This window comes from Streptomyces sp. NBC_00414 (assembly GCF_036038375.1).
Classification (GTDB): Bacteria; Actinomycetota; Actinomycetes; order Streptomycetales; family Streptomycetaceae; genus Streptomyces.
Window position 1 is genome coordinate 5,350,197 of record NZ_CP107935.1, and the last position, 25,783, is coordinate 5,375,979.

Below are 25,783 nucleotides of genomic sequence, written 5' to 3' on the forward strand. Positions count from 1 at the left end.
ATCATTACTTAATGTGCTCGTTCGGGTGCTCCGCGGTGATGTCCACGGCGATGCCCATGGAGTGCACGGTGGCCAGGCGCGGTGCGATCTCCAGATAGACGGCTTCGAAGGGGGCGCCGTCCACGCGCAGGGGGCCGGGGCCGAAGCGTTCGAGCTGGGCGTCGGTCGGCTCGACGGCCTCGCACACGCCGACGACCTGGACGGACCATCGTTCCACGCCGTCGGGGGCGGAGTTCATGTTGTCCGCGCCGTACGCGACGACGGTGCCCGCGCACACCAGGTGGTGGCCGTGCCCCTTGTGCATGCGCAGCAGGACGCGGCCGTCCGCGACGATGTGGCGGGCCGGCGCGAGGAAGGGCAGGGCGCGCACGCTGGCCGCCACCCTGCCGTACGCGACGCGGCCGAGCAGGCCGGCGGCGATGTGCTGGTCGGTCGGCATGCCCCCAATCTGCGGCATCCGGGGGAGGCGGGAGAAGGGCCGCCGGGCCCCGGCACGGCGGGCCGTAGGTCCCGCTTGCTCCGACCCGTCCCGACCTGCCCGTCCAGACCGGATCCGTCCCGACCGGATCCGATCCGGCCGGGCGTCCGCTGCGCGTCAGCTCGCGGCCGTGCCGGTCACTGCTGTCTCTCCGCCTGCAGCCGGGCCACGTAGGCGGCGGCCTGCGCGCGCCGCTCCATACCGAGCTTGGCCAGCAGGCTGGAGACGTAGTTCTTGATCGTCTTCTCGGCGAGGTGCAGCCGCTCGCCGATCACGCGATTGGTGAGCCCCTCGCCGATCAGATCGAGGATCCTGCGCTCCTGGTCGGTGAGCTTGGCCAGCCTGGTGTCCCCCTTGGGGCCGCCTCCGTCGCGCAGCCGCTCCAGGACGCGGGCGGTCGCCTCCGGGTCGAGCAGGGACTTGCCCGCCGCGACGTCCCGGATCGCCGAGAGCAGTTCGTCGCCGCGGATCGCCTTCAGCGCGTAGCCCGAGGCGCCCGCCATGATCGCGTCGAACAGGGCCTCGTCGTCGGCGTAGGAGGTCAGCATGAGGCACTTGATCGACTCGTCCTTGGAGCGGATCTCGCGGCAGACCTCCACTCCGCTGCCGTCCGGCAGCCGTACGTCCAGGACCGCCACGTCGGGACGTGTGGCCGGAATTCGCGCCAGCGCGTCGGCGGCCGTGCCGGCCTCGCCGACCACCTCGATGTCGTCCTCCATGGACAGCAGATCGTGGACTCCCCGGCGGACTACTTCATGGTCGTCGAGAAGAAATACCGTGATTTTTCCTTCTTCGCGCACGGAGTCAGTTTCACACACGATCTTTCCGCTTGCGCCAGTCGAGCCCTTCCCGTCCCCGGGGTGACCGGGATAACGTGCCGGTGTTCCGGCCCCCTGCCAGGCTGTGACCAGTGCTGTGACCAGCGACTGTTCCCGACTCTTGCGAAGTAGTTGGAAGTCCGAGTGGAAAGTACTTGGAACTCCGAGCAAAATCGCAGGTCAGGAGGGGTTTCACAGAAATGTGAAGCACTGGGTAACGTGCTTGTTGCAGGGCGCTCGCCGGGGCACCTGTCACGCCTGTTCCCGGCCGAGGGCACCCACCCCGTGCACGGGTACGAGGACCAGGCGAGCCGCTCCCCCGGTTCTCGACGAGCTGGGGGAACCCCAGTTCCCGGCAACCCCGGGGGCCGGACCGACGGAGGAGCACACGTGACCGTGGAGAGCACTGCCGCGCGCAAGCCGCGACGCAGCGCCGGTACAAAGCGCACCGCTGCGAAGAAGCCGCCGGGCGCCCAGCCGGACCTCGTACAGCTGCTGACCCCCGAGGGGAAGCGCGTCAAGAATGGCGAATATGACGCGTACGTAGCCGACATCACCCCCGAAGAGCTGCGCGGGCTGTACCGCGACATGGTGCTCACCCGGCGCTTCGACGCCGAGGCCACCTCTCTGCAGCGCCAGGGCGAGCTGGGCCTGTGGGCCTCGCTGCTCGGCCAGGAGGCCGCCCAGATCGGCTCCGGGCGGGCCACTCGCGCGGACGACTACGTCTTCCCGACCTACCGCGAGCACGGCGTCGCCTGGTGCCGCGGGGTCGACCCGGCCAATCTGCTCGGTATGTTCCGCGGCGTGAACAACGGCGGCTGGGACCCGAACAGCAACAATTTCCACCTGTACACGATCGTCATCGGCTCGCAGACGCTGCACGCCACCGGCTACGCCATGGGGATCACCAAGGACGGCGCCGACTCGGCCGTGATCGCGTACTTCGGGGACGGCGCCTCCAGCCAGGGCGACGTGGCCGAATCGTTCACCTTCTCCGCGGTCTACAACGCGCCCGTCGTGTTCTTCTGCCAGAACAACCAGTGGGCCATCTCCGAGCCCACCGAGCGCCAGACCCGCGTCCCGCTCTACCAGCGCGCGCAGGGGTACGGCTTCCCGGGCGTCCGCGTCGACGGCAACGACGTCCTCGCCTGCCTCGCCGTCACGAAGTGGGCGCTTGAGCGGGCCCGCCGGGGCGAGGGGCCGACGCTCGTCGAGGCGTTCACGTACCGCATGGGCGCCCACACCACCTCCGACGACCCGACCAAGTACCGGGCCGACGAGGAGCGCGAGGCATGGGAGGTGAAGGACCCGATCCTTCGCCTGCGCACGTACCTGGAGGCCTCAAACCACGCGGACGAGGGATTCTTCGCGGAACTCGAAGCCGAGAGCGAGGCGTTGGGCAAACGAGTACGCGAAGTCGTCCGCGCCATGCCGGACCCGGACCGCTTCGCCATCTTCGAGAACGCGTACGCGGACGGGCACGCGCTCGTCGACGAGGAGCGGGCCCAGTTCGCCGCCTACCAGGCGTCGTTCGCCGATGAAGGGGAGGGCAAGCAGCGATGACAGCGGAAAAGATGGCGCTGGCCAAGGCGATCAACGAGTCGCTGCGCACGGCCCTCGACTCGGACCCCAAGGTCCTGATCATGGGCGAGGACGTCGGCAAGCTCGGCGGCGTGTTCCGGGTGACGGACGGCCTGCAGAAGGACTTCGGCGAGGACCGGGTCATCGACACCCCGCTCGCCGAGTCGGGCATCGTCGGCACCGCGATCGGGCTCGCGCTGCGCGGCTACCGCCCGGTCGTGGAGATCCAGTTCGACGGATTCGTCTTCCCGGCCTACGACCAGATCGTCACGCAGCTCGCGAAGATGCACGCGCGGGCGCTCGGCAAGATCAAACTCCCCGTCGTGATCCGCATTCCGTACGGCGGCGGCATCGGCGCGGTGGAGCACCACTCCGAGTCCCCCGAGGCGCTCTTCGCGCACGTGGCGGGCCTGAAGGTGGTCTCCCCGTCGAACGCGGCCGACGCCTACTGGATGATGCAGCAGGCCATCCACAGCGACGACCCGGTGATCTTCTTCGAGCCGAAGCGGCGCTACTGGGACAAGTCCGAGGTGAACCGCGAGGCGATCCCCGGGCCGCTGCACAAGGCGCGCGTGGTCCGCGAGGGCACCGATCTGACGCTGGCCGCGTACGGGCCGATGGTGAAGGTCTGCCAGGAGGCCGCGGCGGCCGCCGCGGAAGAGGGCAAGTCCCTCGAAGTGCTGGATCTGCGGTCGATGTCCCCGATCGACTTCGACTCCGTCCAGGCCTCGGTCGAGAAGACCCGGCGCCTGGTCGTGGTGCACGAGGCGCCGGTGTTCCTGGGGACGGGCGCGGAGATCGCGGCCCGGATCACGGAGCGGTGCTTCTACCACCTGGAGGCACCGGTGCTGCGGGTCGGCGGCTATCACGCCCCGTATCCGCCGGCCCGCCTGGAGGACGAGTACCTGCCGGGCCTGGACCGGGTGCTCGACGCCGTCGACCGCTCGCTGGCGTACTGAGGAGAGGGTCGTGACGACGATGACTGAAACGGCCTCGGGGCTGCGTGAGTTCAAGATGCCCGACGTGGGCGAGGGCCTGACCGAGGCGGAGATCCTCAAGTGGTACGTCAAGCCCGGTGACACGGTGACCGACGGGCAGGTGGTCTGCGAGGTCGAGACCGCCAAGGCCGCCGTCGAGCTGCCGATCCCCTACGACGGGGTGGTGCACGAGCTGCGCTTTCCCGAGGGGACGACGGTGGACGTCGGCCAGGTGATCATCGCGGTGGACGTGGGCGGCGGAGCCGCTCCGGTCGCTCCGGTGGCCCAGGCCGAGGCACCCGCTCCGTCCGTGACGGCTCCGACGGCACCCGCGGCGGCTCCGACGGCGCCCGCAACGGCCTCGGCGGTACCCGCGGCGCCCGCCGGGGAGGCCGGTACCGCTTCGGAGGAGCCCGAGCCGGAAGGCCGCAAGCCGGTCCTCGTCGGGTACGGGGTCTCGGTGGCCTCCACCAAGCGCCGCCCCCGCAGGGGCGTTCCGGCCCAGCAGCCGGAGGTGGCCGCGGCGACCGCCGCGGTCAACGGCGAGCTGAACGGACACGCGGCTCCCGCGGCCCGTCCGCTGGCCAAGCCTCCGGTGCGCAAGCTGGCCAAGGACCTCGGGGTCGACCTGGCGGCGGTCACGCCCTCAGGACCGGACGGGATCATCACCCGCGAGGACGTGCACGCGGCGGTGGCCCCGGCCGCCGTCCAGGAGCCCGCGGTCACCGCGGCGCCCCCGGTGACGGCTCCCGTCAGCGCCCCGGCCGCGGCTTCGACCGCTGCTCCGCTCGCCTCGTACGACGGTGTGCGGGAGACCCGTGTGCCGGTCAAGGGGGTCCGCAAGGCGACCGCGGCCGCGATGGTCGGCTCGGCGTTCACCGCGCCGCATGTCACCGAGTTCGTCACGGTCGACGTGACGCGCACGATGAAGCTGGTCGAGGAGCTCAAGCGGTCCGACGAGTACGGGATGCAGGGGCTGCGGGTGAACCCGCTGCTGCTGATCTCCAAGGCCCTGCTGGTCGCCATCAAGCGCCACCCGGAGGTCAACGCCTCATGGGACGAGGCCAACCAGGAGATCGTGCGCAAGCACTACGTGAACCTGGGCATCGCGGCGGCCACTCCGCGCGGCCTGATCGTCCCGAACATCAAGGACGCCCACGCCAAGACGCTGCCCCAGCTCGCCGAAGCGCTCGGGGAGCTGGTCGGCACCGCTCGCGAGGGGCGCACCTCGCCGGCGGCCATGCAGGGCGGGACGGTGACGATCACCAACGTCGGGGTGTTCGGCGTCGACACGGGCACGCCGATTCTCAACCCCGGTGAGTCCGCGATCCTCGCCGTCGGATCCATCAAGCCGCAGCCGTGGGTGCACAAGGGCAAGGTCAAGCCCCGTCAGGTGACCACCCTCGCGCTGTCCTTCGACCACCGGCTGGTCGACGGGGAGCTGGGGTCCAAGGTGCTTGCCGACGTGGCTGCGATTCTGGAGCAGCCGAAGCGGTTGATCACCTGGGGGTAGTGGCTCGGCTGCGGGCCGGTGGGGGCTGGTCGCGCAGTTCCCCGCGCCCCTGAAAGACAAAAGACTGCGCCGTTCCCCGCGCCCCCTTGTCGGGGGCGCGGGGAACGGCGCAGTCAGTTGGCCGTCTACTGGTCCGCTACTTGGCGAAGCCGTAGTTCATGAGCTTCTTCGCGTCCGACTCGCGGGCGGTGATGGACGTCGAGGCGAGCACCGTACCGATGACGGTCTTGCCGTTGCGCGTCGCGGCGAAGACCAGGCAGTACTTGGCCTCCGGGCCGGAGCCCGTCTTCACACCGATCGAACCGGAGTAGCTGCTGAGCAGACCGTTGGTGTTGGTCCAAGCGGCCATCGTGCGGGTGCTGCCGGTCTTCGTGATGGTCTTGGCCGTGTACTTCTTCGTCTTCACGATCGCGCGGAAGTTGGCACTCTTCATCGCGCTGCTGGTGATCTTCGTGAGGTCACGCGGCGTCGAGTAGTTCGAGCCGTTGCCGATGCCGTCGAACGAGTCGAACTTCGTGTTCGTCAGACCGAGGTCCTTGGCCTGCTTGTTCATCTTGCCGATGAACGACTTCACGCGGGCGGCACGCGTCGAGCCGGCGCCGAACTTGTCGGCGAGCGCGTACGCGGCGTCGCAGCCGGACGGCAGCATCAACCCGTACAGGAGCTGGCGGACGGTGACCTTGTCGCCGACGATCAGCCGGGCCGAGGAGGCGGTGTTGTTGACGATGTAGTCGCTGTACGCCTTCTGGATGGTGACCTTGGCGTCCAGGTTCAGGTTCGGCTGGGACAGCACCACCTTCGCGGTCATGATCTTCGTCGTGGAGCCGGTGGAACGGCGGGTGTCCGCGGCCTTGGTGTAGAGCGAGGTACCTGTGCCGTTGTTCATCACGAAGCCGCCCTTGGCGGCGATCGTGGGCTTCGTGAGGGCCTGGGCGGGCGCCGTGCCGAGGGCGCCGGTCGCGAGCACGGCTCCGGTGGTGAAGACCACGGCGGCGGCTCTGCGGACGCGCATACCCTTAATGGCAGTTATCAAGTCGATTACCCCGATTGCGTTGGAAACACCGAACAGGTGTCAAATGCCCCAAGAGAGCGCCGACTTGGCAGTGGCGCCTTCTCTTCAGACACACGAGTAGCACAGAAGGATGTGCAGTTCCTGGACCGGGGTGCCCCTTTTTACCTCGTCCATATCCTGGACCCTCCGAGACGATGCGTACGTGTTGTATCTATGCTGTGCGCATGCCTTCAGCCCCGTCCCCCGCCGTGAAGTCGCCTCCCGCCGCCGAGCGCGTCTACGCGCACGTCAAGCGGGCCGTGCTGGAACGCCGGTACGAGGGCGGGACGCTGCTCACCGAGGGCGAGCTGGCCGACGCCGTCGGTGTCTCACGGACCCCGGTGCGCGAGGCGCTGCTCAAACTGGAGGTCGAGGGCCTGATCCGGCTCTACCCGAAGAAGGGCGCCCTCGTGCTGCCCGTCTCCGCGCAGGAGATCGCGGACGTGGTGGAGACCCGGCAGCTCGTCGAGGAGCACGCGATCCGCAAGGCGGTACCGGCCTCGCCCGCGCTGATCGAGCGCCTCACCGAACTCCTGGCGAAGCAGCAGGAGCAGGCCGCCGCCGGGGACCTGGCCGGAGCCGCCGTCACCGACCGCTGTTTCCACGCCGAGATCGTCCGCAGCGGCGGCAACGAGATCATCTCCCGCCTCTACGACCAGCTGCGCGACCGCCAGTTGAGGATGGGCGTCGCCGTGATGCACGCCCACCCGGACCGGATCACCAAGACGCTCAGCGAGCACCAGGAGATCCTCGACGCGCTGCGCTCCGGTGACGCGGAGGCGGCGGTCGACCTGGTCCACCGCCATGTCAGCTGGTTCTCCAACCTCGCCCGGGGAGACGTCCGATGAGCTCGTCCTCGTCGTCCTCGCTCACGCTCCCCGGCGACCCGCCGGGCGGCCGCAGAGCCGTCACCGTCTGGTCCGTCGGCGTCTCCGTCTACTTCGTCGCGGTCATCTTCCGTACGTCGCTGGGGGTGGCGGGCCTCGACGCCGCCGACCGCTTCCACGTCAACGCCTCCGCGCTCTCGACCTTCTCCATCCTCCAGCTCCTCGTCTACGCGGGCATGCAGATACCCGTCGGCCTGATGGTCGACAGGCTCGGCACCAAGAAGGTGCTGACCTTCGGCGTCGTGCTGTTCACGATCGGACAGCTGGGCTTCGCGTTCTCACCGACGTACGGAACGGCGCTGGCCTCGCGCGCGCTGCTCGGCTGCGGGGACGCGATGACGTTCATCAGCGTGCTGCGCCTGGGCTCGCGCTGGTTCCCGGCCCGGCGCGGGCCGATGGTCGCGCAGCTCGCGGGTCTGGTGGGCATGGCGGGCAACCTCGTCTCGACGCTCGTACTGGCCCGGCTGCTGCACGGAGTCGGCTGGACGGCCGCGTTCGCGGGCAGTTCGGTCGCCGGTGTCGTCGTCCTCGTCCTGATGCTGGCTTTCCTGAAGGACCACCCCGAAGGCCACGAGCCGGAGCCGTTCCCGCACCGGGGGGCCGCCTACGTACGCCGTCAGATCGCGGCGTCCTGGCGGGAGCCCGGCACCCGGCTCGGACTGTGGGTGCACTTCACGACCCAGTTCCCGGCGATGGTCTTCCTGCTGCTGTGGGGGCTGCCGTTCCTGGTGGAGGCCCAGGGCCTGTCCCGGGCGACGGCCGGCGAACTCCTCACCCTCGTCGTGCTCTCCAACATGCTCATCGGCCTGGTGTACGGGCAGATCGTCGCCCGGCACCACGCGGCGCGGTTGCCGCTGGCGCTCGGCACGGTCCTGTCGACGGCCGTCATGTGGGCCGCCACGCTCGCGTACCCGGCCGATCACGCGCCGATGTGGCTGCTGATCGTGCTGTGCGTGGTCCTCGGGGCGTGCGGGCCCGCGTCGATGATCGGGTTCGACTTCGCGCGGCCCGCGAATCCGCCCGAGCGGCAGGGGACCGCGTCCGGCATCACCAACATGGGTGGGTTCGTCGCGTCCATGACGACGTTGTTCGCGGTGGGGGTGCTGCTGGACGCCACCGGGGGGAGCTACACCGTGGCCTTCTCGGCGGTGTTCGTGCTGCAGGCTCTCGGGCTGAGTCAGATTCTGCGGTTGCGGAAGCTGGCGGCTCGGCGGGAGCGGGAGCGGTTGGTCGCCAGTCGGGTGGAGACGGTGCACGTGCCGGCGTAGCCGGGCGGGTGTGCGGGGGGTTTCGCCCCCGCCGCCCCTACCCGTTCCCGTCCACGTATGGGGGCTGCGCCCTCTCGCCCCCCTTGTCCTCAAACGCCGGACGGGCTGAGATGTTGCCGGGCGGGCTGAAAGACAGGGCCGACCCGACTACGGCGTGACCGTGAAGTTGCGGAGGATCGCTGCTGTCAGTTCCGGGTCGCCCTCTGTCTTCAGGCGGTCCGAGACCGCTTCCGGGGTCACCCGGCCGCAGGCCAGGCGGAAGTAGGTCTCCCAGTCGAGCGCGAGGGTGGCGGCCGGGCCGAGTGAGGGGGCGCCGTCTATCGAACCGACACCGTCGGCGTCGACGCGGACCGTGCGCAGGAACTCGACGGGCCCGTGGACGTCGAAGACGACCGCCGAGTTCGCCGGTGCGCCCGCGTCCTTGGCGACGACCTTGGGGAGTCTGCTGAGCAGGACGTCGCGGGCGATGTACGCACCCGGGGAGTCGAGGTTGCCCGGCCGGCCGAGGGTGGTGCGCAGGTCCTGTTCGTGCACCCAGAGGTCGAACGCCCGGTTGCGCATGGACTCTTCGAGGGTGACCTCGGTGCCGAGCGGGCCGCGCACGAGCGCGTCGGGCCGGCGCGACTCGTTACGCAGCTGACGGTTGCGGCGGATGATCGTGTACTCCAGCTCGGAGGTCATCTCCGGAGCGGTGTGGTGACGGCGGACGTCGACCTGCATCTCCATGTACCGCTGGTGCTCGTTCGTCACGTGGTACAGGTCGCGGGGGAGCGTGTGGATCGGCCGGGGGTCGCCCAGCATCTCGCAGTCCAGACCGATCACATGGGAGATGATGTCGCGCACCGACCAGCCGGGGCATGGAGTCCGCCGATTCCATTCACCCTCCACCAGTGGGGACACGAGATCGGATATCGCGTCGATGGAGTGCGTCCAGGCGTCGGCGTAGGACTGAAGGCTGGGATGCAGACTCACGGAACGGGACCCCTCGGGCGGTTGGGCGCGGGCAGTACACAGGCTGCGGGTGTCTTGGGACGCTAAGTTACGCTGCTGTGAGGCACCCCGGCAGTGCTTTCGTGTGACGATCGTAGGCCCGTATCAAAGGCTCGAATGCCAGGACGGTGGTAGTGTGCGCGCCTCTCTCCTCCAGATCGCCGTGGACGAAGCCGAATCGGTCGACGCCCGCAGGCAGCGAGTCGCCTCGCTGGTACGCCGCCAGACCGGGTCCGACCTGGTGATCCTGCCCGAACTGTGGACGACCGGCGCCTTCGCCTACGAGTCGTTCGACACCGGGGCCGAGCCGCTCGAAGGGCCCACCTACGAGGTGATGGCCAAGGCGGCGAGCGACGCGGGCGTGTGGCTGCACGCGGGATCGATTCCCGAACGGGTGATGGGCGGGGGGCTCTACAACACCTCTCTCGTCTTCTCCCCCTCCGGTGAACTCGCCGCCACGTACCGCAAGATCCACCGCTTCGGCTTCGACAAGGGCGAGGCCGTGCTGATGGGCGCCGGCTCCGAACTGGTCACCGTCGCGCTGCCGGAGACCACGCTCGGGCTGGCCACCTGTTACGACCTCCGCTTCCCGGAGCTCTTCCGCGGGCTCGTCGATGCCGGGGCCGAGACGCTCGTCGTCTCCGCGGGGTGGCCCGAGCGGCGGCGCTCGCACTGGACGCTGCTCGCTCAGGCGCGGGCCGTGGAGGATCAGGCGTATGTGCTCGCCTGTGGAACGGCCGGGGCGCATGCGGGGGTTCCGCAGGCCGGGCACTCGATCGTGGTCGATCCGTGGGGTGAGGTTCTCGCCGAGGCGGGGGGTGGCGAGGAGGTCCTCACGGTGGAGTTCGACCCTGCGAGGGTCGGGGCCACACGGGAGCAGTTTCCCGCGCTGAAGGACCGGTTGCTGGGGGTTGCGACGCCACGGCGGTGAGGTGGGCGTTTTTCTCGCCCCCGCCGCCCCTACCCGTCCCGTCACTACTCGGGGGCTCCGCCCCCGAACCCCCGGTCCTCGAACGCCGGACGCGCTGAATACCTTTCAGCCCGTCCGGCGTTTGAGGACGAGCGCGCAGCGCGATGGGCGGGGGCGAGGGGGCGCAGCCCCCATGACAGGGACGGGAACGGGTAGGGGCGGCGGGGGCGAGGGAAATGTGGTGTCAGTCCGACTCGGACTCCCGTTCCGCCAAGTGGATCACGCAGACCGCCACCGCGATCAGCAGTGCCGGATCCGCGTCGTCCCGTACGACCTCGACGCCGTACGTCTCCCGCACCCGCAGCCAGCGGCGCGAGATGAGGGCCAGCAGTTCGTCGTCGTACTCGACGACGAACTCCCGGTCGAGGATCTTGCCGCTGACATCCAGCTCGGTGCCGTCCGCGAGGGTGACGCGGTAGTGGTTGCGCAGCAGCGACAGCCGTTTGCGGCGGATGGTCGCCAGCGGCTCGCCGTCCCGCTCGACGACCATCGTGTCCCGCAGGGCGAGCATCTTCTTGTGGATGTCGATCAGCACGCGCCCCTGCGGGTCCTTCAGCTCGAAGGTGTCCCGCAGCCGCATCGCCTTGCCGTCGACGAGGAAGGCCTTGCGGCCCTGCTCGTCCTCGATCCAGTAGTCGTCACCGATACCCAGGAGCCGGTCGCGTACGAGGAATTTCATGCCCTTAGCGCTTCCCCGGCGGAGGGCCCGAAACGCCGCCGGTAGGCCGTCGGGCTGAGTCCCGTCTCGCGGCGCAGCCGTACGCGCAGGTTGGCGGCGGTGCCGAGGCCGCTGCGCCGCGCCACGATGTCGAGCCGTTCCTCGCCGCGCTCGATGAGGCGGCAGGCCAGCGCCACCCGCTCGCCCGTCAGCCAGGCCAGCGGGGTCGTACCGAGCTGGGCCCGGAAACGGCGGTGCAGCGTGGCCGGGCTGACCGCCGCGTGCGTCGCGAGGTCCGTGACCGTGAGCGGCTCGCCGATCCGTTCCCCGGCCCAGGCGAGCAGCGGCGCCAGGGATTCGTCCGGTACGTCGGGCACGGGGCGTTCGACGAACTGCCGCTGCCCGCCGTCGCGATGGGCGGCGAAGAGGAGGCGCCGCGAGACGGCGTTCGCGATCTCGGCGCCGTGGTCGCGCCGGATGATGTGGAGACCGAGGTCGAGGGCCGCCGCGCTGCCCGCCGCCGTCAGTACGTCTCCCTCGTCCACGAAGAGGACGTCCGGTTCCAGGAGGACCTTCGGGTGCAACTCCCGGAAGAGGTCGGCCCAGCGCCAGTGGGTGGTGGCCCGGCGTCCGTCCAGGATGCCGGCCTCGGCGAGCGCGAAACTTCCGGTGCACAGGCTCACGACGCGCGCGCCCCGCGCGTGGGCGCGCCGGACGGCGTCGAGCACGGCCTCACCGCGCGGTACGACATTGTCGGGGCGGCCGGGGACGACGAGGGTGTCCGCGGTGTCCGCCGCTTCGAGTCCGGGCACTCCGCTCAGCGTGAAGAAGCCGTGGTTCATCCGGATCCCGGGGGTCGGCGTGCACAGCGTCAGCTCGTACAGGGGGAGCGAAAGCCCGAGTTCGGGGCGGGGCAGGCCGAACAGCTCGGTCGCGATCCCGACCTCGAACGGGTTGGTGCCCTCGTCGACGATCACGGCGACGCGGTGCGAGGACCGGTGCGCGGCCCGGTGCGAGGATCCTTGCGGCATGTGCGATTTCTAGCACTCGTCCGAGCCGTGCGCCATCGCCGACGATGACGGTATGAGCGCACCCACGGAACCCGTTGCCCTGTCCGCCGCCCTGGCCTCGTTCACCGAGCGGTGGAGTCCTCGCATCGTCACCGCCGTCAACGACTACGACGTCCGCGTGGCCAAGGTCGAGGGTGAACACCTCTGGCACGTTCACGACCACACCGACGAGTTTTTCCTGGTCCTGGACGGCGAACTGCACATCGCGCTGCGCGAAGCGGCCGGCGAGCGCACGGTCGTACTGCCCAGGGGCAGCGTCTTCACGGTCCCGCGCGGCACGGAGCACAAGCCGTACGCCCCCGTACCGACCGAGATCCTCCTCCTCGAACCGACCGGGACGTCCACGGTCGGGGACCGCCACGACGAGGTACCGGACCATGTGGACGCGACGACGGGGCACGCGTTGCGCTGAGCCGTCACCGACGGGACGTCGTGGCGGCGCTTTCCCAGCGGGCTCGGTAGCGGTGTGCGTCGACGGGTCGGCGGCCTCGTGGACGACGCGATCCGCCGTACCTCCGAACTCGTCACCCACGCCTGCGTACACGCCAAAGGCGACGGCGGGAGCGGGAGCCGGTCGGCCCACCCGCCCCGGCCCGGACGTACCGCGGCGACCTGAGTCCCTCGGTCGACGCGAAGTCGCCTCGGGTGACGGATGCCAGGTGTCGGGTATCAGGTGACGCGTACGGCCGTCAGCCGCCGTAGCCGTCGCTGTAGCCGCTGTGGCGACGGTCGTCGACCACCGTCGTGGTGGTGGTCGGCGGCGCTATGACGCCCCTCCGACGCTTGGAGATGCTGACGAAGGTCGCCACGCCGATCAGACCGACGATCATGAAGATGACGCCGACCAGGTCGAGGTTGACCCCCTGCATGTCCCAGTCGGTCGCGAAGGTGAGGATCGCCCCTGCGGCGATCAGAATGATGCATCCGCCCAGGCCCATGGATGTCGCCTCCTGTTGCGCACGGTCTCGTGCCGGGCCCGGAGACCGTACGTCCCCGGGCCCAGTGCGGGTACCCGGACCCGGCCCCTCCATGCAGGGGCGGACGGGATGTCAGGGAACGGCGACGAAGACCGATTCGCTGTACGCGGCCTGCCAGTTGGGACTTCCCGCGAACTCGGCCCGGTAGTGCCCCTGCCCGGCGGGAGCGGTGAACGTGCCTTGGAAGAGGGCGCCTTCCTCGGGATCGGCGGAGCCGGGTACGACCGTGGCCACCGTGGTCCAGCCGGTGGCGCCGTCGGCGGAGTACTGGATCCGCACCTTGTTGTCGCCCTCCGAGGGCGTGCTCTCGCCGGTGTACAGGCGGCCCTGAGCGGTGAGCCGGGAGTCCTTGCCGACGGACACGGTGAACGAGCCGACGGAGGTGGCGCGGGCGACGTTCACCCTCAGCGGCTCCTCCCCACTGGCGTCGAGATACGTGCCCCCGAGGACCCGTACCTGTGCCGTTCCCGAGCGGGGCATCAGCAGTTCGCCGGAGAACCGGCCCTCGGAGTCGGTGACGGGGCGCGTCACGGCAGCCCCCGAGTCGCTGTCCCACAGGGCCCGGACGGTGGCTCCGGCCAGCGGCTCCCAGTCGTCCTCGCCCATCACCTCCGCGCGGCCCGAGACGGTCACCGGCTCGCCCTCGACGGTGCTCAGTTCGTCGGTGTCGAGCAGCACCCGCGTGGCCGACCGGACCGGTGTGACGTAGGCGGTGGCGCCGTTCTGCTGCCCGGGCGGGGTCAGGTCGAGGTCCGGAGTGACGAGGCCCCGGCCGTCGTACGTGTGGGTGTACGCATAGGTGAACCGGCCGTCGGTGTCCGTGCGGACCGGCACGGGGGAGCCCCAGTTCGAGGTGACGAGCCGCACGTCGCTGTCGGCGGCGGGGGCTGTCAGGCCCGTACGGGGATCGGTGACCGTGTACCGGCCGGAGACGGACACCTGCTGGTGGCTGTGGTCCGGATGCTCGGGTGCGACCTCGAAGTCGAGCAGGTCCGCCGTGCGCCAGTACGCGAATCCGGTGGTGCTCTGCGTCGTGGACGTGTCCCTGTCGGCGTCGGTGAGGTCCACGACGACGCGGTAGGTGTCGAGTTCGGCGAGGCGCAACGGTGTCGTCGTCGTCCAGCGGCCGTCCGTGTCGCTTCCGGAGCCGAGGTGGAAGCCGTCGACCGTCGCGACCTCTTCGAGGCCGCCCGAGCCGCCTGAGCCGTCCGAGGCGTAGAGGTGGGCGGTGATGGCGGTGATCGGGCTGTCGGACCGTGCGGTGACCGAGAGCAGTCCGCTGGACGGTTCGCCGGAGCCGCCCGCGGCCACCAACTCGGGCGCCGCCGTGGCCGCGGACGCCGTCGGTACCGTCCCCAGCAGCAACCCGGCCGCGACCGACGCGCAGGCGAGCACCATGGAACGCCGCTTCACGTACAGCTGTCTCATGTTCAAGTCCCCCCGTGGACAAGCTGATCAAGGGGGCATCGTAAGCAGGAGAGGGATGTCATGAACAGGCTCAAGGAGGTGCGGGGCGGATTTCCCGTCCCGCCGCCGCCCTAGCCCTCCAGGAAGGCCACCAGCGCGTTCGCCAGCAGGAACGGGTCGTCCGCGGCGCACAGTTCGCGGGCGCTGTGCATCGACAGGATGGCCACGCCGATGTCGACCGTCTTGATGCCGTGGCGGGCCGCGGTGATGGGCCCGATGGTCGTGCCGCAGGGCATCGAGTTGTTCGAGACGAAGGTCTGGAAGGGCACGCCGGCCTTGTCGCAGGCCGTGGCGAAGACCGCGCGACCCGAACCGTCCGTGGCGTAGCGGTTGTTGACGTTCACCTTGAGGATCGGGCCCTTGCCGGCGCGCGGGTGGTGCGTCGGGTCGTGCCGCTCCGCGTAGTTCGGGTGCACGGCGTGACCCGTGTCGGAGGACAGACAGATCGTGCCCGCGAAGGCACGCGCCCGGTCCTCGAACGAGCCGCCGCGCGCGAACACCGAACGCTCCAGCACGCTGCCGAGCAGCGGGCCGTCCGCTCCCGTGTCGGACTGCGAACCGTTCTCCTCGTGGTCGAACGCCGCGAGGACCGGGATGTACGGCAGGGGCTCCTCGGCGCTCGCCACGGCCGCCAGCGCCGCCGTACCCGCGTGCACGGACAGCAGGTTGTCCATGCGCGGGCCCGCGACGAGGTCCTTGTCGCGGCCCAGGTAGGCGGGCGGTTCGATCGAGTGGACCATCAGGTCCCAGCCGATGGTCTCGCCCTCGGAGATGCCGGACTCCTGCTCCAGGAAGCGGATCAGATCGCCGTCGTGCACGTCGTCGCCCAGACCCCAGACGGGCTGCAGATGCCGCTGCTTGTCGAGCTTGAGGCCCTCGGCGGTGACGGAACGGTCCAGGTGGATGGCGAGCTGCGGCACCCGCAGCAGGGCCCGGTCGATGTTCACCAGCCGCGTCGAACCGTCCCGCAGCGACAGCCGGCCGGCCAGTCCGAGGTCGCGGTCCAGCCAGGAGTTGAGCAGCGGACCGCCGTAGACCTCGACCGCGACCTGTCTCCAGCCGTGCGCGCCGTTGTCGGGGCGCGGCTTCACCCGCAGGTTGGGGGAGTCGGTGTGCGCCCCGACGATGCGGAAGGAGGTGTGCGGCTCGGCGTCCTCCGGCACGTACCAGGCCACGATCGCCCCGCCGCGCAGCACGTACTTGCCGCCCGTGGTCCCGTCCCACGCGTCGGTCTCCACGACCTGGCGGAAGCCTGCCTTCTCCAGCCGCTCGGCGGCGTTCGCCACCGCGTGGTACGGGGACGGGCTCGCCGCCAGGAAGGACATGAGGTCGTCGGTGTGGCCGCGGTCGAAGCGTGGGGGTGTGCGCATGGGTTCACCTTAACGACGTACGAAGGCCCGCTCCCGGGGATGGGAACGGGCCCTCCGGCCGGGAAGCGGCGGGGGTGCGCTGTCGGGTGCGGGCCGGTGGGGGCCGGTCGCGCAGTTCCCCGCGCCCCTGAAGAGCGGGGCTGCGCCCCAGCCCTTCAGCCCGTCCGGCGTTTGAGGACGAGCGCGTTCAGCGCGATGCGGGGCCCCGGGGGCGGCAGCCCCCGAGGTGGGCCCCAGTCAGAACGCGGCCTCGTCCAGCTCCATCAGGTCCAGCCCGACCGCCTCGGCGAGCTTGCGCTCACCGGTGACGCCCGGCAGCACGTTCGCGGCGAAGAACTTGGCCGCCGCGATCTTGCCGGTGTAGAACGCGACGTCCTTCGCCGAGGCCGTCTCCAGCTTCTCGGCGGCGACGGCCGCGCCCTTCAGGAGCAGGTAGCCGACGACGACGTCACCGGAGGCCATCAGCAGGCGGGTGGTGTTCAGCCCGACCTTGTAGATGTTCTTGACGTCCTGCTCGGTCGCCGCGAGGTCGGTGAGCATCAGGCCGACGATGGCCTCCAGCTCGACGGCCGCCTTGGCGAGGTGCTCACGCGCGCCGGACAGCTCCTCGCCGCCGGTGCCGAGCGCCAGGAACTTCTTGATGTCCTCGGCGAGCGAGTTCAGCGCGGCACCCTGGTTGCGGACGATCTTCCGGAAGAAGAAGTCCTGGCCCTGGATCGCGGTCGTGCCCTCGTACAGCGTGTCGATCTTCGCGTCGCGGATGTACTGCTCGATCGGGTACTCCTGGAGGAACCCGGAGCCGCCGAAGGTCTGCAGCGACTGGGCGAGCTGCTCGTAGCCCTTCTCGGAGCCGTAGCCCTTCACGATCGGCAGGAGCAGGTCGTTGAGCGCTTCGAGGGTGGACGCGTCCTCGCCCTCGGCCTCCTTGACCTGGATCTCGTCCTGGATCGCGGCGGTGTGCAGCACGAGCGCGCGCATGCCCTCCGCGTACGCCTTCTGCGTCATCAGCGAGCGGCGCACGTCCGGGTGGTGCGTGATGGTGACCTTGGGCGCGGTCTTGTCCATGAACTGCGCGAGGTCGGGGCCCTGGACGCGCTCCTTGGCGTACTCCAGTGCGTTCAGGTAGCCCGTGGAGAGCGTGGAGATCGCCTTCGTGCCGACCATCATGCGGGCGAACTCGATGATGCGGAACATCTGGCGGATGCCGTCGTGCTTGTCGCCGATGAGCCAGCCCTTGGCGGGGTGGCGGTCGCCGAACGTCATCTCGCAGGTGTTGGAGGCCTTGAGGCCCATCTTGTGCTCGACGTTCGTCGCGTACACGCCGTTGCGCTCGCCCAGCTCGCCGGTCTCGAAGTCGAACTCGAACTTCGGTACGAGGAAGAGGGACAGGCCCTTGGTGCCGGGTCCGGCGCCCTCCGGCCGCGCGAGGACGTAGTGGAGGATGTTCTCCTCCATGTCGTGCTCACCGGACGTGATGAAGCGCTTGACGCCCTCGATGTGCCAGGAGCCGTCCTCCTGCTGGACCGCCTTGGTGCGGCCGGCGCCGACGTCCGAGCCGGCGTCCGGCTCGGTGAGCACCATGGTGGAGCCCCAGTGCTTGTCGACGGCGATCTTCGCGATGTGCTTCTGGACCTCGTTGCCCTCTTCGAAGAGGATGCCCGCGAAGGCGGGGCCCGAGCAGTACATCCAGACCGCGGGGTTCGCGCCGAGGATCAGTTCCGCGTACGCCCAGATCAGGGAGCGGGGCGCGGTGGTGCCGCCGATCTCCTCGGGCAGGCCCAGCCGCCAGTACTCGGCGTCCATGAAGGCCTTGTAGGACTTCTTGAAGGACGCCGGGACGGGCGCCGTGTTGGTCTCCGGGTCGAAGACCGGGGGGTTGCGGTCGGCGTCCGCGAAGGACTCCGCCAGCTCGTTCTCCGAGAGGCGGGTCAGCTCTTCGAGGATGCTCTTGGCGGTCTCTGTGTCCATCTCCGCGAACGGGCCGGTGCCGTACAGCTTGTCGCGCCCGAGCACCTCGAAGAGGTTGAACTCGATGTCGCGGAGATTCGACTTGTAGTGCCCCATGGCGACGGCTCCGTTAAGGGATCGGGGAGGTGGTGAGTCCTCGTACCTGGTTCGCGCTACCTGATTCGAGTCTGGTGCGCATCTGGTTCGCGTACCAACTAGTAGCTACGATGATGCTACCCGTCGGTAATAAGACGCAACCCCTGTTCGCCCAAGTGTGAGCATGGTCTACGAGCCGGGCCTGCCGGCGGCGCTCCCGGGCAGGACCTACATTCGGGTGCGGGCCGACGGGTCCGCCACCTGTTCGAGGAAATACGGCCGGGACGACCTTGGGCCCCCGTGCCCTCGGTACTCTTGCCCCCATGTACGGCTACGACCAGAACGTGGGACCGGGGCAGCAGCAGTACGCGCAGTCCCAGCCGCCGCCGCAGCAGCAGATGCCCGGTGGTGTCGGCGGGGTCGGCGGGTACGGCCAGCAGCCGCCGCTCTACCCCGAGCCGTCGCCGCCGTCGCTCGCGGACGCGGTGCGCGCGTTCACCACGGGGTCGCTGACCCCCGAGGACTTCCAGCAGGTCTTCGCCACGTCCAAGGTCTACTGCCCGCGCGGCGACAATCCCGGGTTCCTGGCGCTGCACAACACCCAGCAGCCCGTGATCCCGATGTTCACCTCGCTCAAGGAACTGCGCCGGTACGCAGGCAAGGAGTCCAAGTACTTCGTGATCACCGGAGCCGAGGTGATCGACCTGCTCCCCACCGGCTACGGCTTCGTCCTCGACATGGAGGGCGAGCACCGCATCGTCTTCGACGCGAAGGCGGTCGAGCAGATGGTGGACTTCGCGATGCGCCGGATGTACGGCTGAGCCTTCGGCCGGAGGGCCCGGGGTGGCCCGGGCGCGTGATGAGCCGCGTCCCGGCGGGGACCGATCGCGCAGTTCCCCGCGCCCCTTCCCGGGCCCCGGGAACTGCCCGGTCTTCCAGCCGCACCCCTTCCGCTGCCCGGGGAACCGCGCGGTCCCTTAGGGGCGCGGGGAACTGCGCAGTCTTTTGGGGCGCGGGGAACCGCGCGGTCTTTTGGGGGGGCGCGGGGAACTGCGCAGTTTTTCAGGGGCGCGGGGAACTGCGCGAACAGCCACAAACCGGCCGCAGCCGTGCCACAGCACCACCCCGACCACACGCAGGACGCCTGGAGGGAATTCCCTCCAGGCGTTCCGTGTTCCGGGTGGCAAGAAGTTCTACGTTCAACTAAACTCCGAGCACAAGGAGGTACCGACATGCCTGCAGTGACCGTCGAGAACCCGCTGACCCTGCCCCGTGTGGCGGCATCGGCAGAGGCCGTCGCCCGTCCCGTGCTCACCGTGACCAGCGCACCGAGCGGCTTCGAGGGTGAGGGTTTCCCGGTCCGACGCGCGTTCGCCGGGATCAACTACCGCCACCTCGACCCGTTCATCATGATGGACCAGATGGGTGAGGTGGAGTACGCGCCGGGAGAGCCGAAGGGCACCCCCTGGCACCCGCACCGCGGCTTCGAGACCGTGACCTACATCATCGACGGCGTCTTCGACCACCAGGACTCCAACGGTGGCGGCGGCACGATCACCAACGGCGACACCCAGTGGATGACGGCGGGCTCCGGCCTGCTGCACATCGAGGCCCCGCCGGAGTCGCTCGTCGTGTCGGGCGGCCTCTTCCACGGGCTCCAGCTGTGGGTGAACCTGCCAGCCAAGGACAAGATGATGGCGCCGCGCTACCAGGACATCCGCGGTGGCTCCGTGCAGCTGCTCAGCACCCCCGACGGCGGTGCGCTCCTGCGGGTCATCGCCGGTGAGCTGGACGGCCACGAGGGTCCCGGCATCACGCACACGCCGATCACCATGATCCACGCGACCGTGGCGCCCGGCGCCGAGCTCACCCTCCCGTGGCGCGAGGACTTCAACGCCCTCGCGTACGTGATGGCGGGGCGCGGCAGTGTCGGAGCGGAGCGCCGACCGGTGCACACCGGGCAGACGACCGTCTTCGGCGAGGGTTCCTCGCTGACCGTCCGCGCGGACGAGAAGCAGGACGCGAACACCCCGGACCTGGAGGTCGTCATCCTGGGCGGACAGCCGATCCGTGAGCCGATGGCCCACTACGGCCCGTTCGTGATGAACACCCGCGACGAGCTCCAGCAGGCGTTCGAGGACTTCCAGAAGGGCCGGCTGGGCACGGTCCCGGCGGTCCACGGGATGTCCGAGGGTGGAATGTAGCGTTTCCCGTACGACCGACCCGCTCGGTCCGATACGGTACGGAAAGGCCCGAAGCCGCAATCTCGTTTTGCGACTTCGGGCCTGTTTCGTATGCCTCCCTCAGCACTACGGCAGCACGTAGACCGGCGCCCCGTCCGCGTCACAGCCCGCCTGCCGCACACACCGCCGCTTGATCAGCATCCGTACGCAGTCATGGACACGCTCCTGCGACAGACCCGTACGGGCGGCGATCTCCTCCAGTCGGTGGCGGGCGCCGCCGCGCAGAAGGGCCGGAGCCAGGTAGGCGGCCACCGCGTGGACGTCTCCCGTGACGACGAGGTTCTTCGCCTGCCAGGAGGCGAGGAGTTCCTGGGGCGTCAGCTCGGGCTGCGACTCCGGCTCCGGCGCGGGGGTCGGCCCGGGGCTGCTGTGGGGCCGCCCGAGGGCCTCGGCGATCTGCTGCAGCGCCTCAGCCATCAGATTCTGACTGCGGCTGATCTGCCGCTGCGTCTCGGCCATCGCGTCCTGGCTGTCGCTGATCCGCCGCAGGAGTTCGCCGCGCTCCTCCTGGCCGGCGAGCAGCAACTCGTCCGCCCGGATGTTCCGCTCTTCGAGCCGCACGATCGCGTCGGCGACCTGCTGCGGCATGACGTACGCGGTGGCGGCGTCGGGCGTGGGTTGCGCGGCGGCCGGTTCCAGGGAGTAGGAACCGTCGCGCTGGATGGTGGCGACGACCTTGGAGACCCATGCTTTGAAAGGCTGCGACTGCGGTTTCGTACAGCCGTTGACCAGTCGGATCAGCCCTTCGAGGTTCACGAGATTCATGTCTCTTCGCCACTCTCTACCTGCGGGAACGCTGAGAGAGTGTCTCCCAAGTACGGTCTCGGCACTTCCAAAACTTCCTTTGTCCGCGACATTTCGCAGAGCCGAGCCGGTGTGGACGTAGCCCAGTTCCCTGCACACGTCGACCGCGGGAAACCAGTGCGATCCGTCCGGCAGGGTCAGCCTCCGCACGCGCACACCTGTCGCCGCGTAGACGAAGTCGTTGATCTCGATCGCGTCCCGCCGTGGTGCCGCTGCCGTGTTCCGCGGCGGGTTGTTCTGCTTGTCCTGCTCGTGCATCTTGTTCTGCTCGTCCATCGAGCATCACCTCCGCCTCGGAAAGTAGGCACGCGGGGAGGCAACTCATGTCCACAGCAAGGATGTTCACCCGATAGGGGCGGGGGGTATCGATTCTGCGAATCGGGACCCGGCCCCCTGCTGGCGGGGGCCAGGCGTTACGCGTCCTCGTACAGCTCGAACCAGATGCTCTTGCCCTCGCCTCGGGGGTCAACCCCCCATGCGTCGGCGAGGAGTTCCGTCAGGACCAGGCCCCGGCCCGAGGAGGCCAGTTCGCCGGGGTGGCGTTTGTGGGGGAGGTCGTCGCTGCCGTCCGTCACCTGGATGCGTATCCGGCGGGCGCCCGCCGCGCCCGTCATCTCGGCGGCCAGCAGCGCGTCCGCGTCCGTGTGGACGAGTACGTTCGTGACCATCTCGGAGACCAGCAGGACCGCCGAGTCGACCTGGTCGGCGGAGGTCCAGTCGTGCAGGAACTCCCGCAGCTGCTGCCGAGCCATCGCGACCTTGTGCGGCTCGGCCTGCGCAACGGTCAGCATGGTGCGCCGTACGGTGACCCGTGTGGGCGCCGAGGCGTCGGGATCGCAGCCCTCCTCCCCCACCCGGCACAGCAGCAGCACCGCGATGTCGTCCTCGCGGCGGTCCGCCAGCGGCCCGGTCGTGTGGTGCGAGGAGGGCCCGTGCACGGCCTGGACCAGCGCGTCGGCGAGGACCTCCATGTCACCGTCGTGGCTCTCCAGGATCTTGCGGATCCTGAGCCAGCCGGTCTCCAGGTCGTGCCCGCCGGTCTCGATCAGCCCGTCCGTGCAGATCAGCATCGTCTCGCCGGGCTCCAGCACGAGCCGTGTCGTCGGATAGTCGGCGTCCGGGTCGATGCCCAGCGGCAGCCCGCCCGCGGTGGGCCGGGTCAGCACGGTCCCGTCCGCCATGCGTATCGCCGGGTCCGGGTGCCCGGCCCTGGCTATCTCCAGCACGCCGCTCTCCGGGTCCACCTCCACGTACAGGCAGGTCGCGAAGCGCGCGTCCAGGATCTCCTCGTCGGACGTGATCCCGTACAGGAAGCGTGAGGCGCGGGAGAGGACCGCGTCCGGGCGGTGGCCCTCCGAGGCGTACGCCCGCAGCGCGATCCGCAGCTGCCCCATCAGCCCCGCGGCGCGTACGTCGTGGCCCTGGACGTCGCCGATGACCAGCGCGAAGCGGCCGCCCCCGGGGCTCGTCCGCGAGGTGCCGCCGGGCAGCGGAATCATGTCGTACCAGTCGCCGCCCACCTGAAGCCCGCCGCCTGTGGGCACGTACCGGGCCGCGACGCTCATCCCGGGGATCTTCGGCCCAAGGGTCGGCAGCATCGACCGCTGGAGGCCGTCGGTGAGTTCCCGCTCGGACTCGGCGACCCCGGCCCGCGAGAGGGCCTGCGCCAGCATCCGCGCCACCGTCGTCAGTACGGACCGCTCGTCGGGAGTGAAGGTGACCGGATACGTGAAGGCCGCCATCCACGCGCCCATCGTGCGCCCCGCCACCGTGAGCGGCAGGAACGCCCAGGACTGGCGGGCGAAGCCCTGGGCGAGCGGCCAGGCGGCCGGATAGCGGCCCCGGTAGTCGTCCGGGGAGGACAGATAGACCGCGCGGCCGGTACGGACGACCTCCGCGGCCGGGTAGTCCGTGTCCAGCGGCATGTGCGAGAACGGCTCCTCGTCCCCCGGCTGCTGGCCGAAGTGGCCGATGACGGTGAGCCGGTCGGCCTCCGCGCCGAAGACCGCGAGCCCGTCCGGCGAGAACCCGGGCATCGACAGGCCGGCCGCGACCCGCAGCACTTCCTCCGTGTTCCGTGCCTCGGCCAGCGCACGCCCCGCGTCCAGCAGGAACGCCTCGCGGGAGCGCCGCCAGTCACCGGTCACGGGCGAACGCGCCGCGGCGCCCGGCGGCGGTTCGGTGACCTCCTGGAGGGTGCCGATCAGCTGGTACGCCCCGGTGGCCGGGTCGATCGAGGGCTTGGAACGGCTGCGTACGGTACGGATCACGCGGCCCTTGTCGTCCATGACGCGCAGCCGCAGCTCGGCGAGTGTTCCCTCGGCGGCGGCGAGCTGGACGACCCCGTTGACCTCGTTCCAGTCGACGGGGTGGAAACGGGCCCGTACGCCTGCCTCGGTCAGCACGGTCGGTTGCGAGAGCAGGCCGAGGAGCCGGGCGGCCTCGGCATCGAGGGTGACCTTCCCGGCGGCGTCGTCCCACCTCCACAGGCCGGTGGCGAGGGTGGCGAGGACGTCCCCCACGGAGGGAAGGGGATCACCTGTGCGCATTGACCCACTGTATGAACAGGTGAACGAAGGATGCCACCGAGGGAGGTCGGACGTGGGTGGGCGCCGACGCCGGCCCGGCCAGGGAGCAGTCCGGGAGCGGCCCCGCGAACTATTGCGGACGGCGATCACGGGGCGGCCGGTACGCTTGCACGTGTTTCACGTGAAACATGTCCCCGATCGCGAAGACTGGATGAACGACGATGCATCGGTACAGGTCCCACACCTGCGGCGAGCTCCGCGCCTCTGACGTCGGCAGCGACGTCCGGCTGAGCGGCTGGCTGCACAATCGGCGCGACCTGGGCGGCATCCTCTTCATCGATCTGCGGGACCACTACGGCATCACGCAGCTCGTCGCCCGCCCCGGCACCCCCGCGTACGAGGCCCTCGACAAGGTCTCCAAGGAGTCCACCGTCCGGGTCGACGGCAAGGTCGTCTCCCGCGGCACGGAGAACGTGAACTCGGAGCTGCCCACCGGCGAGATCGAGGTCGAGGTGAGCGAGGTCGAGCTGCTCGGCGCCGCCGCCCCGCTGCCCTTCACGATCAACACCGAGGACGGTGTGAACGAGGAGCGGCGCCTGGAGTACCGCTTCCTCGACCTGCGCCGTGAGCGCATGCACCGCAACATCCTGCTGCGCACCTCGGTCATCTCCGCCATCCGGCACAAGATGACGACGCTGGGCTTCAACGAGATGGCGACGCCGATCCTCAGCGCCACCTCCCCGGAGGGCGCGCGCGACTTCGTCGTCCCGTCCCGCCTCAACCCGGGCCGGTTCTACGCGCTGCCGCAGGCCCCTCAGCAGTTCAAGCAGCTGCTGATGATCTCGGGCTTCGACCGGTACTTCCAGATCGCGCCCTGTTTCCGTGACGAGGACGCCCGCGCGGACCGCTCGCCGGGCGAGTTCTACCAGCTCGACGTGGAGATGTCCTTCGTCGAGCAGGAGGACATCTTCCAGCCGATCGAGAAGCTCATGACCGAGCTGTTCGAGGAGTTCGGCAACGGCCGGCACGTCACCTCCCCCTTCCCGCGGATCCCGTTCCGCGAGTCGATGCTGAAGTACGGCTCCGACAAGCCGGACCTGCGGGCCCAGCTGGAGCTCGTCGACATCACCGACATCTTCGAGGGCTCGGAGTTCAAGGCCTTCGCGGGCAAGCACGTACGGGCCCTGCCGGTGCCGGACGTGGCCGCGCAGTCCCGCAAGTTCTTCGACCAGCTCGGTGACTACGCGGTCTCGCAGGGCGCCAAGGGCCTCGCCTGGGTGCGGGTGGCCGAGGACGGTTCGCTGACGGGCCCGATCGCCAAGTTCCTCACCGACGAGAACGTCGCCGAGCTGACGAAGCGCCTGTCGCTGGCGGCCGGCCACGCGGTGTTCTTCGGCGCGGGCGAGTTCGACGAGGTCTCCAAGATCATGGGCGCCGTGCGCGTCGAGGCCGCCAAGCGCGCCGGGCACTTCGAAGAGGGCGTCTTCCGCTTCTGCTGGATCGTCGACTTCCCGATGTACGAGAAGGACGAGGAGAGCGGGAAGATCGACTTCTCGCACAACCCGTTCTCGATGCCGCAGGGCGGTCTGGAGGCCCTGGAGACCCAGGACCCGCTGGACATCCTGGGCTGGCAGTACGACATCGTCTGCAACGGTGTCGAGCTGTCCTCCGGCGCCATCCGGAACCACGAGCCGGAGATCATGCTCAAGGCCTTCGAGATCGCGGGCTACGACCGTGAGACGGTCGAGGAGCAGTTCGCGGGCATGCTGCGCGCGTTCCGCTTCGGCGCCCCTCCGCACGGCGGGATCGCCCCCGGCGTCGACCGCATCGTCATGCTCCTCGCCGACGAGCCGAACATCCGGGAGACCATCGCGTTCCCGCTGAACGGCAACGCGCAGGACCTGATGATGGGCGCGCCGACGGAGCTGGACGAGGCGCGGCTGCGTGAACTGCACATCTCGGTGCGCAAGCCGCAGCCGAAGTAGGACCCCGCGGGTCCGGCCCTCGGGCCGGACCCGCGGAGCGCTCCGCCGGAGTGCGCTGTTTCGTCCGCAGGTTCGTCGTGGCTGGGCGCGCCCACGCGGCGGAGC

General features: G+C 69.8%; 22 protein-coding genes. 10 read left to right on the plus strand and 12 right to left on the minus strand.

Annotated elements, in window-relative coordinates:
- Positions 1-4 precede the first annotated feature (4 nt).
- Both OHS59_RS23195 and OHS59_RS23200 read right to left on the minus strand, forming a co-directional pair.
- Entirely contained in the window at positions 5-439 is a 435-nt protein-coding gene (locus OHS59_RS23195) for a pyridoxamine 5'-phosphate oxidase family protein (protein ID WP_328495319.1), read from the minus strand.
- Between the two features lie 176 nt (positions 440-615).
- Positions 616-1,278 carry a response regulator transcription factor gene (locus OHS59_RS23200; protein WP_328495320.1) on the minus strand — a complete coding sequence of 221 codons (663 nt, stop codon included), beginning with the start codon at positions 1,276-1,278 and terminating at the stop codon, positions 616-618.
- A gap of 408 nt (positions 1,279-1,686) precedes the next feature.
- Between OHS59_RS23200 and pdhA the strand changes: the two genes are divergently transcribed.
- The 3 genes from pdhA to OHS59_RS23215 are packed head-to-tail and all read left to right on the plus strand — an operon-like array spanning position 1,687 to position 5,367.
- The gene (pdhA, locus tag OHS59_RS23205) at positions 1,687-2,859 is read left to right on the plus strand and encodes a pyruvate dehydrogenase (acetyl-transferring) E1 component subunit alpha (RefSeq protein WP_328495321.1); all 1,173 of its coding nucleotides are present in this window, start codon (positions 1,687-1,689) and stop codon (positions 2,857-2,859) included.
- A complete protein-coding gene (locus tag OHS59_RS23210; RefSeq protein ID WP_328495322.1) occupies positions 2,856-3,836 on the plus strand; it encodes an alpha-ketoacid dehydrogenase subunit beta in 981 nt (326 codons plus the stop codon). The genes pdhA and OHS59_RS23210 overlap by 4 nt, the downstream gene beginning before the upstream one ends.
- A gap of 10 nt (positions 3,837-3,846) precedes the next feature.
- Positions 3,847-5,367, plus strand: coding sequence for a dihydrolipoamide acetyltransferase family protein (locus OHS59_RS23215; protein WP_328495323.1), 1,521 nt, complete (start codon positions 3,847-3,849; stop codon positions 5,365-5,367).
- Between the two features lie 136 nt (positions 5,368-5,503).
- Here the strand turns inward: OHS59_RS23215 and OHS59_RS23220 are convergent, their stop codons facing one another.
- Positions 5,504-6,379, minus strand: a complete 876-nt coding sequence (locus tag OHS59_RS23220; RefSeq protein WP_443061482.1) for a D-alanyl-D-alanine carboxypeptidase family protein — start codon at positions 6,377-6,379, stop codon at positions 5,504-5,506.
- 224 nt (positions 6,380-6,603) lie between these two features.
- Between OHS59_RS23220 and OHS59_RS23225 the strand changes: the two genes are divergently transcribed.
- Together OHS59_RS23225 and OHS59_RS23230 are read left to right on the plus strand one after the other, a co-directional pair.
- Positions 6,604-7,266 carry a GntR family transcriptional regulator gene (locus OHS59_RS23225; RefSeq protein ID WP_328495325.1) on the plus strand — a complete coding sequence of 221 codons (663 nt, stop codon included), beginning with the start codon at positions 6,604-6,606 and terminating at the stop codon, positions 7,264-7,266.
- A complete protein-coding gene (locus tag OHS59_RS23230; RefSeq protein WP_328495326.1) occupies positions 7,263-8,573 on the plus strand; it encodes an MFS transporter in 1,311 nt (436 codons plus the stop codon). The genes OHS59_RS23225 and OHS59_RS23230 overlap by 4 nt, the downstream gene beginning before the upstream one ends.
- 147 nt (positions 8,574-8,720) lie before the next feature.
- Here the strand turns inward: OHS59_RS23230 and OHS59_RS23235 are convergent, their stop codons facing one another.
- Complete coding sequence (locus OHS59_RS23235; RefSeq protein ID WP_328495327.1) at positions 8,721-9,545, minus strand: maleylpyruvate isomerase family mycothiol-dependent enzyme; 825 nt, start codon at positions 9,543-9,545, stop codon at positions 8,721-8,723.
- A gap of 154 nt (positions 9,546-9,699) precedes the next feature.
- On the opposite strand from OHS59_RS23235, the gene OHS59_RS23240 reads away from it, so the two are divergent.
- Positions 9,700-10,494, plus strand: a complete 795-nt coding sequence (locus tag OHS59_RS23240) for a carbon-nitrogen family hydrolase (RefSeq protein WP_328495328.1) — start codon at positions 9,700-9,702, stop codon at positions 10,492-10,494.
- A gap of 223 nt (positions 10,495-10,717) precedes the next feature.
- On the opposite strand, the gene OHS59_RS23245 is transcribed toward OHS59_RS23240, so the two are convergent.
- Entirely contained in the window at positions 10,718-11,212 is a 495-nt protein-coding gene (locus OHS59_RS23245; RefSeq protein WP_328495329.1) for an LURP-one-related/scramblase family protein, read from the minus strand.
- Positions 11,209-12,222, minus strand: coding sequence for a GlxA family transcriptional regulator (locus tag OHS59_RS23250; RefSeq protein ID WP_328495330.1), 1,014 nt, complete (start codon positions 12,220-12,222; stop codon positions 11,209-11,211). Before OHS59_RS23250 ends, OHS59_RS23245 begins: the two co-directional genes overlap by 4 nt.
- Positions 12,223-12,274: 52 nt before the next feature.
- Between OHS59_RS23250 and OHS59_RS23255 the strand changes: the two genes are divergently transcribed.
- Complete coding sequence (locus OHS59_RS23255; RefSeq protein ID WP_328495331.1) at positions 12,275-12,673, plus strand: cupin domain-containing protein; 399 nt, start codon at positions 12,275-12,277, stop codon at positions 12,671-12,673.
- A gap of 277 nt (positions 12,674-12,950) precedes the next feature.
- Here OHS59_RS23255 and OHS59_RS23260 read toward each other — a convergent pair whose 3' ends face one another.
- The 4 genes from OHS59_RS23260 to OHS59_RS23275 all read right to left on the minus strand — a co-directional run bounded on the left by OHS59_RS23260 (position 12,951) and on the right by OHS59_RS23275 (position 18,139).
- Entirely contained in the window at positions 12,951-13,199 is a 249-nt protein-coding gene (locus OHS59_RS23260; protein ID WP_328495332.1) for a DUF6458 family protein, read from the minus strand.
- A gap of 111 nt (positions 13,200-13,310) precedes the next feature.
- Positions 13,311-14,666 (minus strand): hypothetical protein, encoded by a 1,356-nt coding sequence (locus OHS59_RS23265; RefSeq protein WP_328495333.1) that lies wholly within the window; start codon positions 14,664-14,666, stop codon positions 13,311-13,313.
- 110 nt (positions 14,667-14,776) lie between these two features.
- Positions 14,777-16,075: a M18 family aminopeptidase gene (locus tag OHS59_RS23270; RefSeq protein ID WP_328495334.1), complete on the minus strand. Its 1,299-nt coding sequence runs from the start codon at positions 16,073-16,075 to the stop codon at positions 14,777-14,779.
- Positions 16,076-16,312: 237 nt separating this feature from the next.
- Positions 16,313-18,139 (minus strand): acyl-CoA dehydrogenase, encoded by a 1,827-nt coding sequence (locus tag OHS59_RS23275; RefSeq protein WP_328495335.1) that lies wholly within the window; start codon positions 18,137-18,139, stop codon positions 16,313-16,315.
- A gap of 302 nt (positions 18,140-18,441) precedes the next feature.
- Here OHS59_RS23275 and OHS59_RS23280 point away from each other — a divergent pair, with 302 nt between their 5' ends.
- Positions 18,442-18,939: an SseB family protein gene (locus OHS59_RS23280; protein ID WP_055517152.1), complete on the plus strand. Its 498-nt coding sequence runs from the start codon at positions 18,442-18,444 to the stop codon at positions 18,937-18,939.
- 411 nt (positions 18,940-19,350) lie between these two features.
- The gene (locus tag OHS59_RS23285; RefSeq protein WP_328495336.1) at positions 19,351-20,322 is read left to right on the plus strand and encodes a pirin family protein; all 972 of its coding nucleotides are present in this window, start codon (positions 19,351-19,353) and stop codon (positions 20,320-20,322) included.
- A 105-nt stretch (positions 20,323-20,427) separates the two neighbouring features.
- On the opposite strand, the gene OHS59_RS23290 is transcribed toward OHS59_RS23285, so the two are convergent.
- A complete protein-coding gene (locus OHS59_RS23290; protein WP_328495337.1) occupies positions 20,428-21,441 on the minus strand; it encodes a BRO-N domain-containing protein in 1,014 nt (337 codons plus the stop codon).
- 137 nt (positions 21,442-21,578) lie between these two features.
- Positions 21,579-23,714, minus strand: coding sequence for an ATP-binding SpoIIE family protein phosphatase (locus OHS59_RS23295; protein ID WP_328495338.1), 2,136 nt, complete (start codon positions 23,712-23,714; stop codon positions 21,579-21,581).
- 200 nt (positions 23,715-23,914) lie between these two features.
- Between OHS59_RS23295 and aspS the strand changes: the two genes are divergently transcribed.
- Positions 23,915-25,678, plus strand: coding sequence for an aspartate--tRNA ligase (aspS, locus tag OHS59_RS23300; RefSeq protein WP_328495339.1), 1,764 nt, complete (start codon positions 23,915-23,917; stop codon positions 25,676-25,678).
- The last annotated feature ends 105 nt before the right edge of the window (positions 25,679-25,783 follow it).

What these genes read in the sequence shown, in the direction of transcription:
- OHS59_RS23195 (WP_328495319.1), bottom strand. Translation starts at nt 439, where the DNA reads ATGCCGACCGACCAGCACATCGCCGCCGGCCTGCTCGGCCGCGTCGCG.
- OHS59_RS23210 (WP_328495322.1), top strand. Translation starts at nt 2,856, where the DNA reads ATGACAGCGGAAAAGATGGCGCTGGCCAAGGCGATCAACGAGTCGCTG.
- OHS59_RS23220 (WP_443061482.1), bottom strand. Translation starts at nt 6,379, where the DNA reads ATGCGCGTCCGCAGAGCCGCCGCCGTGGTCTTCACCACCGGAGCCGTG.
- OHS59_RS23225 (WP_328495325.1), top strand. Translation starts at nt 6,604, where the DNA reads ATGCCTTCAGCCCCGTCCCCCGCCGTGAAGTCGCCTCCCGCCGCCGAG.
- OHS59_RS23230 (WP_328495326.1), top strand. Translation starts at nt 7,263, where the DNA reads ATGAGCTCGTCCTCGTCGTCCTCGCTCACGCTCCCCGGCGACCCGCCG.
- OHS59_RS23245 (WP_328495329.1), bottom strand. Translation starts at nt 11,212, where the DNA reads ATGAAATTCCTCGTACGCGACCGGCTCCTGGGTATCGGTGACGACTAC.
- OHS59_RS23250 (WP_328495330.1), bottom strand. Translation starts at nt 12,222, where the DNA reads ATGCCGCAAGGATCCTCGCACCGGGCCGCGCACCGGTCCTCGCACCGC.
- OHS59_RS23255 (WP_328495331.1), top strand. Translation starts at nt 12,275, where the DNA reads ATGAGCGCACCCACGGAACCCGTTGCCCTGTCCGCCGCCCTGGCCTCG.
- OHS59_RS23260 (WP_328495332.1), bottom strand. Translation starts at nt 13,199, where the DNA reads ATGGGCCTGGGCGGATGCATCATTCTGATCGCCGCAGGGGCGATCCTC.
- OHS59_RS23265 (WP_328495333.1), bottom strand. Translation starts at nt 14,666, where the DNA reads ATGAGACAGCTGTACGTGAAGCGGCGTTCCATGGTGCTCGCCTGCGCG.
- OHS59_RS23270 (WP_328495334.1), bottom strand. Translation starts at nt 16,075, where the DNA reads ATGCGCACACCCCCACGCTTCGACCGCGGCCACACCGACGACCTCATG.
- OHS59_RS23275 (WP_328495335.1), bottom strand. Translation starts at nt 18,139, where the DNA reads ATGGGGCACTACAAGTCGAATCTCCGCGACATCGAGTTCAACCTCTTC.
- OHS59_RS23280 (WP_055517152.1), top strand. Translation starts at nt 18,442, where the DNA reads ATGTACGGCTACGACCAGAACGTGGGACCGGGGCAGCAGCAGTACGCG.
- OHS59_RS23285 (WP_328495336.1), top strand. Translation starts at nt 19,351, where the DNA reads ATGCCTGCAGTGACCGTCGAGAACCCGCTGACCCTGCCCCGTGTGGCG.
- OHS59_RS23290 (WP_328495337.1), bottom strand. Translation starts at nt 21,441, where the DNA reads ATGGACGAGCAGAACAAGATGCACGAGCAGGACAAGCAGAACAACCCG.
- OHS59_RS23295 (WP_328495338.1), bottom strand. Translation starts at nt 23,714, where the DNA reads ATGCGCACAGGTGATCCCCTTCCCTCCGTGGGGGACGTCCTCGCCACC.
- aspS (WP_328495339.1), top strand. Translation starts at nt 23,915, where the DNA reads ATGCATCGGTACAGGTCCCACACCTGCGGCGAGCTCCGCGCCTCTGAC.